This window comes from Anabaena sp. WFMT (genome assembly GCF_051781005.1).
Lineage (GTDB): Bacteria > Cyanobacteriota > Cyanobacteriia > Cyanobacteriales > Nostocaceae > Anabaena.
The window spans coordinates 92,767-112,980 of the sequence record NZ_JBPWOA010000032.1 but is presented as its reverse complement, the minus strand read 5'-3'; the positions used below and the strand labels follow the sequence as shown (position 1 = coordinate 112,980).

The window sequence follows — 20,214 nt, the reverse complement described above, 5'->3', positions numbered from 1 at the left end:
AGCCTGTTTAGTTCTTTTGTTCTAACAAAGTTGATATGCTCCCCTCAAATTATCACTAATATTACAAAACAAGTGATTAATGATTGGGAAATTGGCAAACCTTTTTCTGTTCGGGACTCAATGCAAGAAATCTCCTTGAAAGTGATTTTGCAAGCTGTTTTTGGTTTATGTGAGGGAGAACGTTTTCGAGAATTAGAAGAACTTGTGAGTTCCCTGCTAAATTTATCTGGTTCTCCTTTGCGTTCTGCTGTAACATTTTTCCCTTCACTGCAAGTAGATTTAGGCGCGTGGAGTCCTTGGGGAATGTTTTTACGTCAGAGAAAGAAAATTGACCAACTTCTCCAGACTGAAATTCAGGAACGCAGAGATAATTTTGATTCATCTCGCAGCGATATTCTTTCATTAATGATATCAGCACGGGATGAGAATGGGGAAGCGATGACGGATTCAGAGTTACGTGATGAATTGATGACTTTGTTATTTGCTGGTCATGAAACTACAGCTTCAGCTTTAACATGGGCATTGTATTGGATTCATCATTTACCAACAGTTCGGGAAAAGCTGATAAATGAGTTAAATAGTATTGGTGAAAATGCAGATTTAAATGAAGTTTCTCGCTTGCCTTATCTTACTGCTGTTTGTCAGGAAACTTTACGCATTTACCCGATTGCCATGATTACTTTACCTCGGATAGTGAAGTCACCAACAACTATTATGGGTCATGAATTTGCACCAGGTATATTACTTGCACCTTGTATATATTTAACTCATCGCCGTCCAGATTTATATCCAGAACCGGAGAAATTTAAGCCAGAACGCTTTTTAGAAAGGCAGTTTTCACAATATGAATATATTCCCTTTGGTGGTGGAAATCGTACCTGTATTGGTATGGCGTTTGCGATGTTTGAAATGAAGTTAGTTTTAGCTACTTTGTTATCACAATTAGATTTAGCTTTGGTTGATAATATTCCTGTTAAACCTATGCGTCGGGGAGTAACTTTAGCACCTTCTGGTGGTAAATGGTTGATTGCAACTGGAAAAAGAGAAAAGGTGAAAAGTGTTGTTGGAGTTTAGTTAAAATCAGTATTTAACTTTTTCATCGCCAGGCTTGTAGGGGCTGGGAAAGCCCGCCCTTTATTTGACATTATTCGGCACAAACTTTAGATAGGTTCCACCTAGTCCTTCCACAATACTACGCGTATTGGCATCCATCATTTTTTGATAGGTTTCTCCATCACTACCAGGTTTACCAAGTCCATCAATATAAAGTTGTCTGGAGAAAAGTTTCACATTTGCTTCTTTGGCAATTGGCTTAAGTAGCATGGGGTTAGTTGTTGTATCAGCAAAAACTGTTGGTACTTTAGCCTGTTGAATATATTGAGCCAAATTTCTTACTGTTGTATTTGTTAAATTATCTTGGTCGCTAATACTTGATAAACCTTCTCTATAGGGAAGATTGTAAGCTTTGACATAATAAATCATTGCTTCATGGGTTGTCAGCAATTTTCGATTTTTAGTGGGAATACTAGTAAGTGTATATTTTATCCAGCTATGTAGTTGGTTTAATTCATTTGTTATTTTTTTGGTATTATTGCTATATTCTTTTTCATTTTTGGGTGACATTTTACCTAAATTACCATGAATTACTTCTACTATTTTGATGGTATTTTTAACGTTGTGCCAAATATGTGGTTCAGTGTAATTTCTCCCATTTTTTTGAATTTTTTGGGGTTCAGATACGGCACGTTGACCGACGGCTATTTTAGGGGAACGGTTTTTAGTTGATGTAATAATTTTAATTAAACCTGGTTCAAAATTATAGCCATGATAGAAAATAAGATTAGCTTGTTCAATGGCTTGGATATCTTCTGGTGTCGGTTGATAAATACGCGGATCTATACCAGGGGGAATCAAGCAAGTAAGGTTGATGGTTGTGCCGGCGACCTGTTTAGTTAGGTCACACAATATACTGTTCGTTGCGACAACTTGAGGAAGATTTTTATTAATTCTATTGGATTGATTAGATTGTGTGTATGTTGTATTTGTAAATTGATTTCCACACCCCAAAAATCCAATTGTTAAAATCAACCCTGCATTATTTAATAAGTTTTTATATTTCACTGGAGAGTTATTTGTGCGATACTGTACTAGTTTTATAAATTAATAAAGGCACAACATTAGGAGTGTGCCTTAAAAATTTTCATAACGCCTAACTTTATTGAAAGCCAGCAGCAGGTAACTTACCTTGCAACATTTGAAAATTAGCTTGTACACAAGTACCACAAGTGCAACCAATATGATCAACAATTGGATTGTTTGCTTGGTTTAAATTTGGTGCTATTAATTCGGGATTCGGTTGTGCAGATGCAACAACAATTATCTGCGAAACAGGTGCAGATTTCATTTTAGTAGATGCGTGGGCTGGACTAACTACCAGCAGTAGAGATGCGAGAAATACATGACAAGCAAGCAAGATCAATTTAGCTATGTTCATAGTTCACCCTCAGAGGCTGCTGCTGATACAGCATAACCAATTATTATTCATTAGTCAGTAGTTGTTGACCAGATTAGTAGTTCTCCTTGTTCCCCACCTGCGGCTAATAAGGGTGAGGAGATCGTACTGGAGGGTGGGGAGACCCCACCCCTACTGGGATGCCACGCTAGGGTAGAAAAACCGCCGCTGACACCTGTGATAATCTGTGATACTTCTGTGGCTTGGTTCCATAAACACAACCAGCCATCAGCACCGGCAGAAGCGAGAAGAAAACTTTGGGGTGCAAATGCGATCGCATTAATGATATCCACATGATTGGTTAATATCCGCGCTTCCCAACCCAAGGATTCATCTTCTGATTTTTCCCAAACTACTACACCCTCAACACTGGAAGAAGCCAAAAGCGGCGCACCTACGGCTGTTGTGACTTCTGACCAAGCTAATTGGCGAATTTTACCGGGAAAGCCGCGCATTACCCAAGGGTCAGGATTTCCCCATTCCAACACGGTGACGCTGCGATCCATATTGCCAGAACCTAAGTATTTGCCATCAGGCGACCAAGCCATTGCGACACTAACGGTAGTCATGGAAAGAAAATAAGGTTCCTCATCCCAATCTTGAGTATTCCAAATTTTGACTCCCTGATAGCCGCTAATTGCTAAATATTGCCCATCTTTACGCCAATCAATAGCCAAAACTGAGGAGTTTTCAAAATTCAGAGTGACAATAATTTCTTCTGTGTCTGCATCCCATACTTGAACGTAACGCCCTAAACTAAAAGCGAGTTGGTTATTAGTATGACTCCAAGCTAGTTTATCAACCCAAGCAGGAGCATTTTCTAAAGTAGCAATTAATTTATTTTCGCGCCAAATTTTAACTTGTCCATTTTGTCCACCAACGGCTAAATATTTCCCATCGCTGGAAAATGCAACACAATCTACTGATTGATTTGTAGCGGTTTGTAAGGTTTTTAATTCGCCATTTTCCCACAAAACAACTTCTCCCGCAGCGGAAGTTGCTGCTAGTATCTCTCCTTGAGATGACCAAATTAGGGATGTGACATAATCTGCAAGTTTCCCTGAATAATGGGCTGCAAATTGTTGAGGTTTGCTAGTTGTTAAGTTCATGTCTAGATATGATTTTACTACCTATAGAAGCACAGAGAAAATGGCGTTACTGAATCAAGAAATGAAAGTCAAAAATTCTATCTCTCAAACTTTTACTCTCTGAGCCTCTGCGTCTCTGCGTGAAATAAAATTATACTTCGATTCAGCAACGCCTTAAATTTTATTTATTTTCTCCTCTCTCAATTCATACTAGACAGGCGAGAAAATCTTGTTTTAGTTTGGATTCATCTAGATTTCGACCGATGAATACAAGTTCATTTTTCCGAGTTTCGCTGGTTTTCCAAGGTCTATCGGGTCTACCATCAAATATCATGTGTACTCCCTGGAAGACGAAGCGATTATCTTCTCCAGCTATGTTTAAAATGCCTTTCATGCGGAAGATATCTGTCCCTTGGGTGCTTAGTAAATTTGTCATCCAAGCGTTTAATTTTTCTCCGTCTATTGCGCCTTTCTCTACCAACGCTACAGAATAGACGCTTTCATCATGTACATGGGCATCTTCACCTAAGAAATTTGGGTCAATTTCTAAAGCGCGGTCTAGGTTAAAGGCTTGTACTCCCAAAAGTGCATCCATTCCTAGTTCTGAGTTGCGAGTGCGGTAGATTTTAGCGATCGCATTCATCGACCGAATCCGCTTTTCTAGTTCTTCTAAATTTTCTGGTGTGACTAAATCTGTTTTATTCAATAAAATCACATCAGCAAATGCAATTTGTTCTTGGGCTTCGTCTGCTTCCCAATGTTGCCAAATATGTTTAGCATCCACAACTGTAACTACTGCATCTAATGACAGTTGACTCTGCATATCTTCATCAACGAAGAATGTCTGAATTACAGGTGCAGGGTCAGCTAATCCAGTAGTTTCAATTACTAAATGGTCAAATTTATCACGCCGCTTCATCAAATTGTTGATAATGCGAATTAAGTCGCCACGCACTGTACAACAAATACAGCCGTTATTCATTTCAAAGATTTCTTCATCTGCATCAATAACTAGTTGATTATCAATGCCTACCTCCCCAAATTCATTGACGATAACAGCAACTTTTTTGCCGTGTTCGTAAGTAAGAATGTGATTAAGTAGAGTAGTTTTACCTGCACCCAAGTAGCCAGTTAAAACAGTTACAGGCACTGAAGTCGATGTTTCTGAAGCAATCATAATCTCAAAGCAATTTTAATGATTTGTTGATAATCATTCTCTATTTAACACACCTTGGTTAAAAATGGTAGTATTGGTCAAAGATTGTTTTAATATTTTCACTAATGAGTGTAGAAGGTGGGAATCACCCACCCCATATTTACTCACCGAACACACTTGCAAAAAAGTCCAGTGTTTCCTTCAAAGCCTTGATGAAAATATCAATTTCTTCACGGGTGTTGTAAAAATATAAACTTGCCCGTGCAGTTCCCGGTAAATCTAAATAACGGTGTAATGGTTGAGTACAATGGTGTCCAGAACGAATTGCAACCCCTTCTTGATCTAATAATGTAGATAAGTCATTTGGGTGAACACCTTCTGCTGTAAAAGCTGCTAATGCGGCTCTACCTTCTCCTTGAGCATTAGGTTTTGGCCCGTAGATTCTGATTTGGGGTATTTGTGCTAATTGCTCGAACAAATAAGCGGTTAGTTCTGCTTCATAAGCATGGATTTTATCCATCCCAATATTAGTCAGATAATCTATCGCTGCACCGAGAGCAATTGCTTCTCCAATTGCAGGTGTACCCGCTTCAAATTTATGGGGTAATTCTGCATAGGTAGAATGGTCTAAATATACCTCTGCAATCATCTCACCACCACCAAAAAATGGCGGCATTGCTTCTAGTAAATCTAACTTACCATACAAAAAACCAATGCCTGTTGGAGCGCACATTTTATGTCCAGAAGCTACCAACCAATCACAGTCAATTTCTTGGACATCAATATGCATATGGGGGACACTTTGGCAAGCATCCATTAAAAATTTTGCCCCGTAGCTATGAGCAATTTCGGCAACTTCCTTGACTGGATTTATACAACCCAAAGTATTGGAAACATGAACTAACGACACCAGCTTTGTTTTTTGAGAAATCAGTTGTTTAAACTGTTCTAAATCAAAAGTTTCTTCTGGTGTTAATTCGACAAACTTCAATACTGCACCAGTTTTTTGAGCAACAAATTGCCAAGGAACTATATTACTATGATGTTCCATTACCGAGAGAATAATTTCATCTCCTGGCTGTAAATTGTTCATTCCCCAACTGTAAGCTACCAGGTTAATGGCTTCGCTGGCGTTGCGGGTGTAAACAATTTCTTGGCGTGATTTTGCATGAATAAATTTAGCAATTTTGTCTCTTGCGGCTTCATAAGCATCAGTAGCTTTACCACTAAGAAAATGTGCGCCACGATGAACATTAGAATTATATTGTTCGTAATAATCACGCCAAGCATTTAATACAGCTAAAGGTTTTTGAGAAGTAGCTGCATTATCAATATAAACCAATGGTTTACCGTGAACTTCCTGATGTAAAATCGGGAAATCTTCACGAACTTGATCTGCTAGAGTTTTGGTAGAAGTGATGATCATTTTTAATAAGGAGTTCAGGAGTTCGTAGGGGCTGAGTTTCCCCGCCCTTTAGAGCAGCGGGTTTCTCAAATTTCATTATTTATTTGTGAGACTTGTGACGGTTCTCAACAGCTTGTCTCGCAAAGAAGGAACAGGTAGGAAATTAATAACTTCCGCAGCGAAAGCATTAACTAACAACTTGCGTGCATTAACTTCATCAATACCGCGACTTTGCAGGTAGAATATTTGATCATCTTCCAATTGGCTGACAGTCGCACCGTGAGCGCATTTGACATTATCAGCAGTGATTTCTAATTGGGGTTTGGTATCAACTCTGGCTTTGGGTGATAACAGCAAATTCCGGTTTAGCTGTGCTGCGTTAGTTAACTGTGCGGGTTTGGGGACAAAAACCTTACCATTAAATACACCATGAGCGCGATCGCCTATAATGCACTTATGTAGCTGCTTACTTATACCATGAGGATGATTGAGAGCGATCGCACTGTGAGTATCACCCAATTGATTATCAGCAACAACTGTTAAACCATTCAGCGTCGTTTCCGTTTGCTCACCAGTTTGCAAAATCTCCAAATTGTGACGTGATATTTTTCCACCAACAGTCACAGCATTACAAAAATAACGACTATATCGAGCCTGAGTTACCGCAGTTTTCCCAACATGAAAAGCCGCGTCACCTTCCCACACAATTCTATTGTGACTAACCTGAGCATTTTCATTTACCCAGATTTCCGTAACACCATTAGTAAAATAAACCTCCTCCGCGTTCTCTGCGTCTGGGCGGTTCGTATACTCTTCAATTAAACTCACCTGAGAACCACATTCCGCAACAACTAAAACACGAGGTTGGGAAATAGTAGCCGACTCACCCGACACAGAAATAAATAGCAGATGAATAGGAGTTTCCACCACCACATTTTTACCAACCCATACCACCGCAGCATCACACAAACCAGCAGTATTTAGAGCAGTAAAAACCTCATTTGCTCCCTCAGCCTGGGCTAAATATTTCCGTAAAACCTCACCAGATAACACATCTAAATTACCAACTATTAAACCAGAAGGCAAATTTTCAGTATTTGATAAATTCGGTGCATAAACACCATTTACAAATACCAACCGCTGAGAAACTTCAGGTAAAATTAAATCTTTAATAGAATTTTCCTGAAACGTCCCTAAATTAAAATTTACCTGTTTCAGTGGTGATAAATCAGTAAAACGCCATTCTTCCTCGCGGGTATTTGGAATAACAGAATGACGTACCCAATTAGCCGCAACATCGCGTAAATCTTGTAACCAACCATCTTGTTTTTTGGTAGTTACACTATTTAACAAATCAGTCACAAAAGCATCTCTATCTAGTAGATTTTTTTGTAGAGATGTTTCATGAAACGTCTCTACATTAACTGGAATAGTCATTACACACCTACTCCCAAAGCTTCTTCCAGAACCCAATCATAACCACGAGATTCCAACTCTAAAGCTAACTCCTTCCCACCACTTCTAATAATGCGTCCTTGTGCCATAACGTGAACAAAATCAGGGATAATATAATCCAGAAGACGCTGATAGTGGGTAATCATAATTGTGGCATTTTCAGGACTTGCTAATTGATTTACCCCATTCGCCACAATTTTCAGAGCATCAATATCCAAACCCGAATCAGTTTCATCTAAAATCGCCAACTTTGGTTCTAGCAAAGCCATTTGCAGAATTTCATTCCGCTTCTTTTCACCACCAGAAAAACCTTCATTCACACTGCGATTAAGAAAAGAGGAATTCATCTTCACCACATCCAACCTTTCCTCAATCAAATCATCGAAATCAAAAGCGTCAACCTCATCCAAACCCTGAGCTTTTCGACGGGAATTATAAGCCACCCGTAAAAAATCCAAATTACTCACACCGGGAATTTCCAAAGGATATTGAAAAGCCAAAAACACACCACTTCTAGCTCTTTCCTCAGCTTCCATTTCCAAAAGATTTTTTCCTTGGAAAATCACCTCACCACCAGTAACAGTATAAGCTGGATGTCCCGCCAAAGCCTTAGAAAAAGTACTCTTACCAGAACCATTTGGTCCCATAATCGCATGAATTTCACCAGCGCGAACTTCCAAATTCACACCCTTCAAAATTGAAGTACCATCAACATCAGCCGTCAAATCCTTAACCGACAAAATCAAATCACTATTCTCAACAATCATATTCTCTCTCTTCTCTGTTCTCTCTATTCTTCGCGCCTCTGCGCCTCTGCGTGAGCTTATCTCTTAACCCACACTACCTTCCAACTTCAGACTCAACAACTTATCAGCCTCAACAGCAAACTCCATAGGTAGCTGATTAAAAACATCCTTACAGAAACCGCTAATCATCATCGAAATAGCATCTTCCGAAGAAATACCGCGTTGAGCAAAAAAGAACAATTGATCTTCCCCAATCTTAGAAGTAGAAGCCTCATGCTCAACCTTCCCCGTATTATTCTGAACTTGAATATAAGGAAAAGTATTAGCGTGAGCATTATCTCCAATTAACATCGAGTCACATTGAGAATAATTTCTTGCACCCTTCGCAGTCGGATTAATCTTCACCAAACCCCGGTAGCTATTACTAGACTTACCAGCAGAAATTCCTTTAGAAATAATTGTGCTACGGGTGTTTTTGCCAACGTGAATCATCTTTGTCCCCGTATCAGCTTGCTGCATATGATTTGTCAGCGCCACCGAATAGAATTCACCCACCGAGTTATCACCAACCAACACACAGCTAGGATACTTCCAAGTAATAGCTGAACCAGTTTCAACTTGAGTCCAAGAAATCTTAGAATTTACACCCTGACACAAACCGCGCTTGGTAACAAAATTGTAAATTCCACCTTTACCATTTTCATCCCCAGCGTACCAGTTCTGCACAGTAGAATATTTAATTTCCGCATTATCTAAAGCTACCAATTCCACTACCGCAGCGTGTAATTGATTACTGTCGTACATTGGTGCTGTACAACCTTCTAAATAGGAAACATAACTACCTTCTTCAGCGACAATTAAAGTTCTTTCAAACTGTCCTGTATCACCGGAATTAATGCGGAAATATGTAGACAATTCCATTGGACATTTCACACCTTTAGGAATGTACACAAAGGAACCATCACTGAACACAGCCGCATTTAAGGCTGCAAAATAATTATCAGCAATAGGAACAACACTACCCAAATATTTTTTAATCAATTCTGGGTGTTCTTGTAATGCTTCCGAGAATGAGCAGAATATCACACCATCTTCGGCGAGTTTTTCTTTAAATGTAGTGGCGACAGAAACACTATCAAAAATTGCATCAACAGCTACATTGCTTAGTCGCTTTTGTTCAGAAAGAGAAATACCTAACTTCTCAAATGTTTCTAAGAGAGTAGGATCAACTTCATCCAAACTGTTGAGCTTTGCTTTCTTTTGTTTCGGTGCGGAATAATAAATAATATCCTGATAATTAATAGGCGGATAGTTGACACTTGGCCAAGTTGGTTCCGTCATTTTCAGCCACTGGCGATAAGCCCGGAGGCGAAACTCCAGCATAAATTCCGGTTCGTTCTTTTTAGCGGAAATCAGGCGGATAACGTCTTCGTTTAGCCCACGCGGAATAGTATCAGCTTCAATATCGGTGACGAAGCCGTACTTGTAGGGTTGGTTGACTAAGGTTTTGACAGTGGCACTCATCGGTATTAGTCTCTCGCGTTCGGAAGTGGTTCTCTTAAAAAAAAGGATGGGAGACGGGCTGCTTGAGCCAATTCCCGTTTCGTGTTACCAAGCGTTCACACGGCTGTTAAGATAAATTGAGAGGATAAAACAACAGGGGTGTTGTTTAATCTATTTTTATCTTACGATAGATTAACAACAACAATGTTGTTAAAGTCAAATTTTTCAGAAAAATTTTTGGGACGAACGCGAACAGCGTCTCGCAGAGAAGATGACGACTACCCACCAGTCCTCAACAAAGCAGGATATTCTAGAGTACCTTTTGCAACACTCGCAGGCAACGGCTGTTGAGTTAGCAAATTTTTTCGATGTTAGCCCGCAAGCGATTCGCCGTCATTTAAAGGATTTAGATACTGAAGAATTAGTTCTATATTCAGTATCAGAACAACCGGGAATGGGCAGGCCACAGCACGTTTATCAATTAAGTCAACGAGGAAAAGAACGCCTTCGACGGACTAGAGGAGAAGGCTTTGGTGATGGTTATGGTGAATTTGCAGTTTCCCTACTGGACACCTTGGCCGCAACTGTTGGATATGAACAGGTAAAGACCATTTTACAAAAACAATGGGAACGCAAAGCCCAGGAATACCGCGAACGGGTGGGGAATGGGTCTTTGCAGGAACGGGTCGCAAATTTGGTACAATTGCGAAAGGCAGAAGGCTTTATGGCTGAGTATCACCCCGTTGATTCATGTTCCCCAGCCAAGGATAGTTTTATTTTTATAGAACACACCTGCGCTATTTCCAACGTTGCTGAATCTTTCCCTAGTGTCTGTGGTCATGAATTAGAAATGTTTGCAGCAATCTTACCAGATTGTACTGTAGAGCGTACTCACTGGCTAAATAACGGTGAACATCGCTGTGGTTATTTAGTACAAGCGCAAAAGCGCAAGATTAAAGACTAAGTTTATTTTTGTAAGTTTGAAAATATTATTTTATGGATGTAGCTCCAAACCAATCATCAACACAATTTTTAACTCTGGAAGAGTCAGCAAAAGTAGATGCTGCTTTATTATCTTCTCCAGAAAAGTTTTTAACCAGGCTGACGATTTCTTCTTTGAGAATTTTACAGCATATTGCTAAAGATTATGAAGTTGCAATTGAAGATTTAACAACGCCACAAGTAATTGCTTGGTTTGAAAAAGATGCGAAAATTAGGAGAGAAGAAGGCATTGAATCCGCATATCTAAAGTGGTAGATATAATCAATAATATTATTATGACTAGAAGGCGAGTTTTTCTGATTTAAAATTTTGCTATATATTTGGATTAGATAGGGTTATCACTTGGTAATCGTAATCAATCCAAACAAGGGGCGAAAACTGTGAAATTAAAGAGTAGCACCTTTACAGATAATGGTTTAATTCCTGCTCAATATACCTGTGATGGTGTAAATATTTCCCCTCCCTTAAGCTGGGATGAAATTCCATTAGAAACACAAAGTTTAGTATTGATTGTAGATGATCCAGATGCACCTGGAGAGAAATTTGTGCATTGGGTTGTTTACGATATTCCTCCTACAGTGCGCGAACTGACAGCCCAAATTCCTGCTACCAAAAACCTTATTAATGGGGGGACACAGGGAAAAAATGATTTTGGTAATTTAGGCTATGGTGGCCCTTGTCCACCTAGTGGAACCCATCGCTATTTTTTCCAACTTTATGCTGTAGATAAAAAGTTAAGTTTAGCTGCTGGTGCGAGTGAGTCTCAAATTATAACTGCAATTGATGGTCATGTTTTAGAAAAATCAGAATTCATTGGACGATATAAACGCCAGCGTTAAAATAATTCGCAATTAAGTTTTCTAATTAGAGATTTTAGTTAAAAATTTAAAATTACTTTAAATTAAAAATTAAGTCCTGAATGAGCTTAGGGTGGACAAATTGCCCACCCTACAAGATTTAATTTTATTCAAGTGTGCAAATTAGATTGTCAATGATTGTAATTATTAGTCCGAGGAGTGCGAGTGCCGGCAACTGCTCCCATTAATGCCGCAGCTAAACCTAACAAAGAACCCAAAACAAACCACCACAAACTTCTTGAAGTTGCAGCTGCAACTTCACGCGTTTGTTCGGCGGTTAACTGAGGTATATTTGGCGGTATGGTAGTACCTTGTTGTTGAAGTTGAGTTATCACTTCTGCTGCATTGTAAGCAGCAACTCCAAAAGCACCCCAGACCCCACTTGCTAATAGAAAAGAGCTAATTGCTAAGGTTGTAGCCCAGAGAATTGCGCCATTGAGTAGGGCTGTATCTCGGTGCATTGGGCCACAAGCACGGGTTGTTACCCAACCACCCAAAAATAGAGAAAGTAACAACCCAACCGTTGACCAAATACCGACATTACTAATAATACCTGAAGCAATTGTTCTTGGTGCTAAAGAGTCGGCTATTCTGCCTGCACCAAGAGCGCCGAAAAAGGAACTCAAAATTAATTGGGTAGCTAAAGCAACTAAAACGCCGGAGACAATGGGACCCCAACGCACGCGATCGCGATATTCACTTACTCTAGCTCCTACCGCAGACTCAGAAGGAATAATTTCATCACCTACCCGATTTACGTATGACATAGTTTATTTTCTCCCTTGCTATTTCAGCAAAGTTTTTCAGGTATATTTATGCTTATATTTAAAATTAAATACTTATCTGTGGTTTTTAATCTCTATCACCAGAAAGAGTTAACTACTATGTCTTAAGTCAGAACCAGAAATGTTGAGTATACGGAGTTATTGAATTTTTGATTATCCCTAATTATCAAATATCATTAGTTTGTCTAAGGCTTAAAAACTGTCTACCTATGAAAAATTCACAAACATACTAACGAATCTTTACAGCTGTTCCTGTGGCAGTAATCAGTAATAAAACACCTGATTGATCCACATTGATTGTACCTGTATCAATTTCAATGCCGATCACAGCATTTGCTCCTAAACGTTGCGCTCTTTGTTCTAGTTCTTCTAGTGCTTTGCGTTGCCCTTGTTCAAATAAACGTTCGTAGCTACCAGTGCGTCCACCGACGATATCACGAATACCAGCTAAAAAATCTCGTAGGAAATTGCTACCATAGACGATTTCTGCTGTCACAATACCCAAATAGGAATCAATTACAGCGCCTTGAATTACATCAGTAGTACTTAAAAGCATAAGTTTTCCTCATAAATAGCAAGTAACTTGATATATACTAATTGTGCATTTTTATGATGCAAATTGCAAGAAATGCCGGAACTTTTTGGATGTTGTTGTCATCCTATCTTGTGATGCTTCTGCAATTCTAAATGAAAAGTAGGTATGTGTGAATATTTATTGTCAGGATCAGGTATGAGACAACTATGCTGGAGGCAGAAGAGAAGAGGGTTTGAAACGTGTTAATTTTTTCACATGGTTATGTTTCATTGTGCAGATTTACTTATCAATGATTGAATATTTTGTAAATGTGAATAAATACAGTTTTCAAATTTAAAGATTTTTGTTTTAATGTACAAACAAAAACTTAACTAAATTTTCAGGAAATTTACTGTGTACAAACAAACATCATTTTTAGTTACTGTTCTATTATTAGGAATTTTCGTTACTAGCACTCCTTTGGTGGCTGAGGGTGCGGAAGTATTAGTAGCACAAGCTAGTAATCCCAGGCTGAAGGAACTGCTAGAGGAAGGCCGGAGACTAGTAGATGCGGGGGATTATAATAGAGCGATCGCAGTTTATCAAGAAGCTGCAACTATAGATAACAGAAATGCCAAAATTCATTCTGGGATTGGCTACTTGTATGCTCAACAAGGGAATTTCCAGTTAGCGTTAGCTGCTTACCGTCGTGCGATCGCAATCGACGGTAATAATAGTGATTTTTATTACGCTGTAGGTTATATCAAAGGCAACTTAGGAGACACCCCTGGAGCTAAAGAGGCTTATCGTCGTGCCATCCAGCTAAACCGAGGTAATCTTAATGCCTATCTAGGTTTAGGTGTCACCCAAACTGTTCTCAAAGACTATGAATCAGCTACATGGGCTTTTGAACAAGCCATTGAACTGAATAAAAACAATGCTCGCACCTATGAGTTAATGGGTTCGATGTTTCAACAACGACGACAAACCCAACAAGCCAATAATGTATTGAGAAAAGCTCTGAGTTTATATCGCAGTAGCAATGACCCAGAAGGCATGAATAGGGTAGAATCCATATTACGAGAAATTGGAGGATAACCCAATTTTGGCTTTGAGATTGGGAATGGAAAACATCAATATCAAAAGCAATGGGTAATGAATTCTACTCATTACCCACTAGTTTAAACTTGCTCTTTATCCAGGAAACTGTTTGAGTAAATCATCCCCTGGAATAATTGTTGTGTAGAAGACATAATTCTTATTCGCTACATAACGGCGGTCTTTTTTAACAATCGCCATAAACTCTTTATGTCCGTCTATTCTTCGTCCTACTAGACAACCTGCACTGGCATTTTTGATATCATTAACAGGTGCATCATAGCCCCAGTGTTGATTGACATAAAAATTATTATTTGTATCCAGTTTATCACCAGTTCGTTTAAAGTCTTTGTTGAAATCTCTGCAAACAGTGAGATTTCCAACTTGTCTTAATGCTTCATGGGGCTGTGCCGTACCGTGCAGTCCTACAGCCCAAGCTTTGTATTGTCCAAACTGAATTCTAGCTGCACCTTTGGGGTTCATCGGATTATAAGTGTAGTACTTTCCTGGTTCAGTAGTTGCTTGCCAGTTGTTGACCATTTTGGGAATACCATCTACTACTTCGATCACAATCCGTTGGTCATTAAATTCATTGGGGGCATCATTATTAAGAGTCCAATCCCCATTCATTCCTTCTATATAAACTATGTTATATTCTTGAGGGTTTGTGAATACTTCATATTTTTTTGCCAGCATATATTTAATAATTCTGCTGGCAATATCGTTTCCAAGTTTTAGGGCTGGTTGGGGTATTTCATCTTTTTTTGTTTCAATCAATTCTTTGGCTGTGACTGCTCCTAAAAACTCAGCCTCTCCGGTCTTCATTAACTCTTGAAATTTTTTGAGTGCTGCTGTAGAAACAGGGCCAAATTGTCCATCAGATGGGGGTTCAAGTAAACCCAAATCAATTAACCGTAGTTGAATCTGACGTGGTAATTCTGCGTCAAGAGCGATCGCTTCAAATCCCCATTTTTCATTTGTACCTAAAAAATCTTGTAGTTTCATTCTACACCTTATCGTTATTTACCTAATTTTGCTGATCATGTCCGAATATATACGCTGAACTAGAAAATAGCTGCAAATTTTTACTTATTTTAAAGATTAAAAAAATCCCCATAAATAATGCTGCTTCCTCATATTGATGGGAAACAGCAAAATCTGAAAATTGGCTTCTTGTATAATCAAAGACTTATTTGTTCGATTTCCACTGTCATTATTGAGTGGAAATACCAGTAGAGACATTGTTGATGTGGTGAGAATTATTCACAGCTATCCAGTTAATTTTACTAGCAATAGGCATTCGCCACCCAGTACCAAAAGCGCGGTCAGTAATTTTCAGTCCAGGGGGTGCTTGTCGCCGCTTAAATTCAGACCGTGCTACCATTTGCAACACTCGGTTGACAATTTCTGCATCATGACCTGCTGCAACTATTTGTACTGCTGATTGGTGGTCGTTAATTAAACGTTGCAAAATATCATCTAAGATATCGTATGCAGGTAAAGAATCTTGGTCAACTTGACCAGGTTTAAGTTCTGCGCTGGGTGCTTTGGTGAGGATATTTTCAGGAATAATTTCTTGCTGGGTATGAAAATTTAACCACTTACACAGCGAATAGACGCGGGTTTTAGGGACATCTGCAATCACCGCTAAACCGCCATTCATATCACCGTAGAGAGTGCAGTAACCAACAGCCATTTCCGACTTATTCCCAGTTGATAGCAGGAGATGACCGAATTTATTAGCGATCGCCATCAACAAATTACCACGAATCCGCGACTGAATATTCTCCTCAGCAATTCCAAACTCAGTCCCAGTAAATAAATCAGCCAAAGTATGGTCAAACCCTTGCATTAATTCCCCAATCGGTAAAATATGAGTTTTAATTCCCAAATTCTCACCTAAAGCCAAAGCATCACTAATAGAATGTTGGGAACTATAAGGAGAAGGCATTAAAACACCAAAAACATTTTCCTTACCGAGTGCAGCAGTAGCAATTGCAGCTACTAACGCCGAATCAATTCCACCACTTAAACCCAAAACCACCTGAGAAAAATGACATTTCTGGATATAGTCTTTCACACCCAAAATCAAAGCGTGCCAAATTTCCTCATCTTCTGATTCATAAACAGATGAAACCACACCTAACTGTAAATCGCGTTGTATTTCATCAAATTCAACAACTAATAAATCAGATTCAAAACCCTTAGCGCGACAGATAACTTCACCTTGACGATTTAAAGCAAAACTGCGGCCATCAAAAATCAAATCATCATTGCCACCAACTTGATTAGTATAAATTACTGGATGTTTAAAATTGACTGCACTATGTTGCAGCATCGCTTCTCGTAACTTTTGCTTACCAACAGTATAGGGTGATGCCGATAAATTTACAATCAAATCTACACCTAAAGATGATAAATCAGCAATAGGATTAACTGCATAACTACGCTTACCCCAAAATTCTGCATCATTCCATAAATCTTCGCAAATAGTTACGCCAATATTTATATCATCTAAATTGAAATAACTAGGTTTTAACCCTGGTTCAAAATAACGATTTTCATCAAAAACATCATATGTCGGTAAAAGTCGTTTGTGAAAATACTGCTTAACTGTACCTGCTTCCAATAAAGCAATACTATTAAATAGATTTTTTCCACCTGTAACGTGTGCTTCAGAATTTTTAACAACAGTTCCTACCAACACAGCTAAATTAGCAGGTAAATCCTGAGCTAATTGTTGTAACGTGAAATCCATTGCTGCCACAAAACTAGGATTTAGTAATAAATCTCGTGGTGGATAACCACATAAAGAAAGTTCTGGTGTTAACAATAAACGCACACCTGAAGACGCTGCATTTTCAGCAACCTCAAGAATTTGTTTAGCATTTCCAGACAAGTCACCAATGATCGGATTAAATTGAGCGATCGCTATTTTCATATTAGTAATTGGTAATTAGATTATTAAAAATGCTTACTCCCTTCCTTTCTTCCTTCTTCTCTTCCTTCTTCCTTCGTGCCCTTCGCGCCTTCGCGGTTCATTTAATCCATATTTCTTAATATTCTAACTTTGAATTAAATAAACACCAAAGGCTTATCCTTAAAAGGTGCAAAAGCGTCAGCATCAAACTTATATAAACTTGCCGGACGACCCGCACCCCTAGAAACCTTAATTCCCGTATCGCATAAAAAACCCAACTTAAGTAAACGCGCTCGAAAATTAGAATAATCTGAGAAATTTTCCCCCAAAACAGTAGTATACAACTGATATAAATCATTCAAAGTAAACGTTTCTGGCAAAACATCAAAAGCAACCGGACTATATTCCAATTTATTTTTTAGTCTTCCGTGTCCATAACTGATGATTTCATTATGATCAAATGCTAACTGGGGTATTTGTTTAACTGGATACCAAGCAATCCCTGCCACCTTATCGGCAATTAATTCTGCTTCTTCAAATCGAACTAAAGCAAAATAACTAACTGATAAATAACGCACACCATAGCTATCAATCTTTTCTCTTGGATCACGATTTGGCCCCCCAAAAGTATAAAGTTGTTCGAGATAGAGATTATTGACTTTAATTTTTTCTGCCATAATGCGATAAGCTGCATCTTCCAAAGATTCCCCTTGACGTACCAAAGTACCGGGAAGACTCCAATGATTTAAAAATGGTTCTTGCTGTCGCATTATTAACAGCACTAATAGACGATTTTGGGCAGTATCTACAGAAAAAATTACATTATCTACACCGACTTTGAAATCAGCCAAAGGTTGTTGATTGATCTGATTTGAATTCTTTTTATGGTTGCGTTCTGGCATCTAAACGTACAAATGCTGTTGATGAATATAAGCAACGACATGGGGTGTGAGGGTGTCAGGATCTTTTTGTTCACGAAAAGCCGTGGAGGAGACATCTAAACCGGTTAAACTGGCGATCGCAATTTTCCCTCCTAACTGCCTAACTCCCTCCAAACTAAAATCATCTATTACATAACCAGGCCGGGGAATTACCAACAGTTGTACTTTTTGTAACAAATCCTCAACATGATACCACCGTGGTAATTGATGCACTAAATCTGAACCAATTACCAAAGTGTATTCAGCATCATCACCCCAACGCAGTTTTGCTTTTTCTACTGTTTCTAGTGTTCTCCAGCTACTCAATTCTTGTTCTAAAGTTATATTCTGCCTGGGTGTATTTATATCTGTTATTAGCAATTGTAACATAGCAGCCCGATGAGATAAAGGCGTTTGCTGTGACTTAAACGGATTATCAGCAGCCCAAACCGCAACCCAATCATAACTCTCAGACAACCACTTGAGAATTTTCTGATGTCCAGCAGTTGGAGGATCTGCACTAGTACCAAATAAAGCGATTTGCATAATTTTACTTTGCAACCTTTGCATTCTTTGTAGTTCTCTTTTTCGTTTCCTCAGTCAACTCCTGTAAGCTTGGAGAAATATCAACTTGGACAGAAACCGGATTTTCCAAACGTCTGGTTTCCTCCGGTAAACTAGCAACTGATGCGGAGGTACGTTGGCGAATTGTTGCTAAACTTTCAGATGGTTGCAATTGTTGACCTTCTTTCATTACCAACTGCAATAAAGGTTGTGCTGAAACCGAATTTTCAGCTAATAATCCCAGTTTATCTACCTGTAACTTACCTCCGGCAAATGAGCGCCAAATCTGCTTACGTCCTGGATAAGTAAATTTACCACTAGACATTTTCATAACGGGAATGCCATCAATATCTACGAGTTTATAAACTCCATTCACGGGTGAACCTGTGACTAATTTAGTTCCTAGTCCATAACCATCAATTTCTGCACCTTCTTTTTGAAGTCGCTGAATCTCCCATTCATCCAAATCACCACTTGCGAAGATGGATATATCTGGTAAGAGCGATCGCACTGCTTTTGATAAGCTAACTAAATCCCCAGAATCTAACCTCACCCCACTTAATGTCATTTCCCCGGAATTTACCTTTTCAGCCAATCTTTGTGCCGCAGCAACTGTATCATAAGTATCAATTAATAATGGCGCACCAGGAAAATATTGATGAAATGCAGTAAACGCCTGTTCTTCACTTCCTTCTAAAGCAGACAAAGCCATAACTAAAGCGTGTGCCATTGTCCCACTTGGTTTTTGCCCTAGCTGTAGTGCTGCTAACACATTAGAAGTGGCATCTAAACCTCCCGCCATTGCTGCCCGTGCTGCCCACAAAGAGGCTTGAGGACTAAAAGCTCTTCTCGTACCAAATTCTAAAAGTGTTGCCTTCTCCCCCGCAATATCACGCAATCTTGCGGCTCTGGTAGCAATTAAAGTTTGGTAATTAAGGGTATTTAAAAGATAAGTTTCTACTAACTGCGCTTGCCATAAAGGTGCTTCTATCCTTAATAATGGCTCATTGGCAAATACTGCTGTGCCTTCTGGTACTGCCCACACATCACCAGTAAAAGCGCCCTCTGTTAATAATGACCAAAAACGCTCAGGTGCATGGGTAAAAATTCCCGTTGCCTGCAAAGCGGTAATTTGCGCGGAATTAAAGCGGAATTTAGTCAAATATTCTAAAGCTTGCGCCAAACCCATAGCTATTAAATAGCCAAAATCTTCGGGTAAGCGTCTCACAAATAATTCAAAACTGGCTCGTTTTTGTTCTATACCTTCACCTGTGTAACAAGCTGCCATTGTTAGCTGGTAAAGATCAGTCAGCAAGCTATAATCCTCAACACTGAGATTCAATTCTGGGTTTTGGTAGCTTTTCTGTCCGTAATCCACATCTGGAAAGGTTGTCATCTGAGAGCTTCCCCAAGTGCTGCTTTTATTATGGTAGAACTTACCATAATTAATGTCAAGGGTAGAACGGATTAAAAGTAAAAGATGCCCAAAATCCCTATTTTTACAGGGAGAGTAATATATAACTAGCTATTAATTCATATTTTTTAATGGTGATTCACAATAATTAGACTTGAGAAAAACTCTATTCCTTCTTTGCAGTTACAATTAGAATCGAAGGGATAATTTTGACTTCTCGATAAGATAAAGTATTGCAAATATATCTAAAAAATCATTGCATAACTTGTCAATAT

The 20,214-nt window shown here is 38.9% G+C and carries 18 protein-coding genes and 2 pseudogenes; 5 read left to right on the top strand and 15 right to left on the bottom strand.

The features are described 5' to 3' along the window. Positions 1–45: 45 nt before the first annotated feature. Positions 46–1,074 (top strand): annotated as a pseudogene (locus ACSQ6I_RS20660) (cytochrome P450); the annotation flags it as partial. 60 nt (positions 1,075–1,134) lie between these two features. Here the strand turns inward: ACSQ6I_RS20660 and ACSQ6I_RS20655 are convergent. From ACSQ6I_RS20655 to sufB, 8 genes are all read right to left on the bottom strand, one after another. Continuing rightward, the gene (locus ACSQ6I_RS20655) at positions 1,135–2,121 is read right to left on the bottom strand and encodes a metal ABC transporter solute-binding protein, Zn/Mn family (RefSeq protein WP_438892172.1); all 987 of its coding nucleotides are present in this window, start codon (positions 2,119–2,121) and stop codon (positions 1,135–1,137) included. Positions 2,122–2,215: 94 nt separating this feature from the next. Continuing rightward, positions 2,216–2,494: a hypothetical protein gene (locus tag ACSQ6I_RS20650; RefSeq protein ID WP_438892171.1), complete on the bottom strand. Its 279-nt coding sequence runs from the start codon at positions 2,492–2,494 to the stop codon at positions 2,216–2,218. A 50-nt stretch (positions 2,495–2,544) separates the two neighbouring features. Continuing rightward, positions 2,545–3,621 carry a WD40 repeat domain-containing protein gene (locus tag ACSQ6I_RS20645; protein WP_438892170.1) on the bottom strand — a complete coding sequence of 359 codons (1,077 nt, stop codon included), beginning with the start codon at positions 3,619–3,621 and terminating at the stop codon, positions 2,545–2,547. Positions 3,622–3,805: 184 nt separating this feature from the next. Further along, positions 3,806–4,777, bottom strand: a complete 972-nt coding sequence (locus ACSQ6I_RS20640) for a CobW family GTP-binding protein (RefSeq protein WP_438892169.1) — start codon at positions 4,775–4,777, stop codon at positions 3,806–3,808. A 139-nt stretch (positions 4,778–4,916) separates the two neighbouring features. Further along, positions 4,917–6,182 (bottom strand): cysteine desulfurase, encoded by a 1,266-nt coding sequence (locus tag ACSQ6I_RS20635; protein WP_438892168.1) that lies wholly within the window; start codon positions 6,180–6,182, stop codon positions 4,917–4,919. A gap of 75 nt (positions 6,183–6,257) precedes the next feature. After that, positions 6,258–7,598, bottom strand: a complete 1,341-nt coding sequence (gene sufD, locus ACSQ6I_RS20630) for a Fe-S cluster assembly protein SufD (RefSeq protein ID WP_438892167.1) — start codon at positions 7,596–7,598, stop codon at positions 6,258–6,260. After that, on the bottom strand, positions 7,598–8,383 hold the full coding sequence (sufC, locus tag ACSQ6I_RS20625; RefSeq protein ID WP_438892166.1) for a Fe-S cluster assembly ATPase SufC: 786 nt from the start codon (positions 8,381–8,383) through the stop codon (positions 7,598–7,600). The genes sufD and sufC overlap by 1 nt, the downstream gene beginning before the upstream one ends. 63 nt (positions 8,384–8,446) lie before the next feature. Beyond that, positions 8,447–9,886 (bottom strand): Fe-S cluster assembly protein SufB, encoded by a 1,440-nt coding sequence (sufB, locus tag ACSQ6I_RS20620; RefSeq protein WP_438892165.1) that lies wholly within the window; start codon positions 9,884–9,886, stop codon positions 8,447–8,449. Between the two features lie 250 nt (positions 9,887–10,136). Between sufB and sufR the strand changes: the two genes are divergently transcribed. From sufR to ACSQ6I_RS20605, 3 genes are all read left to right on the top strand, one after another. Continuing rightward, positions 10,137–10,829 carry an iron-sulfur cluster biosynthesis transcriptional regulator SufR gene (gene sufR / locus ACSQ6I_RS20615; RefSeq protein ID WP_438892164.1) on the top strand — a complete coding sequence of 231 codons (693 nt, stop codon included), beginning with the start codon at positions 10,137–10,139 and terminating at the stop codon, positions 10,827–10,829. A 32-nt stretch (positions 10,830–10,861) separates the two neighbouring features. Next, the gene (locus tag ACSQ6I_RS20610; RefSeq protein ID WP_438892163.1) at positions 10,862–11,122 is read left to right on the top strand and encodes a hypothetical protein; all 261 of its coding nucleotides are present in this window, start codon (positions 10,862–10,864) and stop codon (positions 11,120–11,122) included. Positions 11,123–11,247: 125 nt separating this feature from the next. Continuing rightward, positions 11,248–11,706 (top strand): YbhB/YbcL family Raf kinase inhibitor-like protein, encoded by a 459-nt coding sequence (locus ACSQ6I_RS20605; RefSeq protein WP_438892162.1) that lies wholly within the window; start codon positions 11,248–11,250, stop codon positions 11,704–11,706. A gap of 149 nt (positions 11,707–11,855) precedes the next feature. Here the strand turns inward: ACSQ6I_RS20605 and ACSQ6I_RS20600 are convergent, their stop codons facing one another. Together ACSQ6I_RS20600 and ACSQ6I_RS20595 are read right to left on the bottom strand one after the other, a co-directional pair. Next, positions 11,856–12,491 (bottom strand): hypothetical protein, encoded by a 636-nt coding sequence (locus ACSQ6I_RS20600; protein ID WP_438892161.1) that lies wholly within the window; start codon positions 12,489–12,491, stop codon positions 11,856–11,858. A gap of 247 nt (positions 12,492–12,738) precedes the next feature. Further along, positions 12,739–13,065, bottom strand: a complete 327-nt coding sequence (locus ACSQ6I_RS20595) for a YbjQ family protein (RefSeq protein ID WP_438892160.1) — start codon at positions 13,063–13,065, stop codon at positions 12,739–12,741. Positions 13,066–13,437: 372 nt separating this feature from the next. On the opposite strand from ACSQ6I_RS20595, the gene ACSQ6I_RS20590 reads away from it, so the two are divergent. Then, positions 13,438–14,121: a tetratricopeptide repeat protein gene (locus tag ACSQ6I_RS20590; RefSeq protein WP_438892158.1), complete on the top strand. Its 684-nt coding sequence runs from the start codon at positions 13,438–13,440 to the stop codon at positions 14,119–14,121. Between the two features lie 96 nt (positions 14,122–14,217). On the opposite strand, the gene ACSQ6I_RS20585 is transcribed toward ACSQ6I_RS20590, so the two are convergent. The 5 genes and pseudogenes from ACSQ6I_RS20585 to ACSQ6I_RS20565 all read right to left on the bottom strand — a co-directional run bounded on the left by ACSQ6I_RS20585 (position 14,218) and on the right by ACSQ6I_RS20565 (position 19,921). Then, positions 14,218–15,126 carry a peptidoglycan-binding domain-containing protein gene (locus ACSQ6I_RS20585; protein WP_438892156.1) on the bottom strand — a complete coding sequence of 303 codons (909 nt, stop codon included), beginning with the start codon at positions 15,124–15,126 and terminating at the stop codon, positions 14,218–14,220. A 208-nt stretch (positions 15,127–15,334) separates the two neighbouring features. After that, positions 15,335–17,062, bottom strand: a complete 1,728-nt coding sequence (locus tag ACSQ6I_RS20580; RefSeq protein WP_438892155.1) for an NAD+ synthase — start codon at positions 17,060–17,062, stop codon at positions 15,335–15,337. 134 nt (positions 17,063–17,196) lie between these two features. After that, positions 17,197–17,943 carry an NUDIX hydrolase gene (locus tag ACSQ6I_RS20575; protein WP_438892153.1) on the bottom strand — a complete coding sequence of 249 codons (747 nt, stop codon included), beginning with the start codon at positions 17,941–17,943 and terminating at the stop codon, positions 17,197–17,199. Beyond that, positions 17,868–18,507, bottom strand: a pseudogene (locus tag ACSQ6I_RS20570) (nicotinate-nucleotide adenylyltransferase). The gene ACSQ6I_RS20575 and the pseudogene ACSQ6I_RS20570 overlap by 76 nt, the downstream one beginning before the upstream one ends. Before the next feature lie 4 nt (positions 18,508–18,511). After that, positions 18,512–19,921: a nicotinate phosphoribosyltransferase gene (locus ACSQ6I_RS20565; protein WP_438892152.1), complete on the bottom strand. Its 1,410-nt coding sequence runs from the start codon at positions 19,919–19,921 to the stop codon at positions 18,512–18,514. Positions 19,922–20,214: the final 293 nt, after the last annotated feature.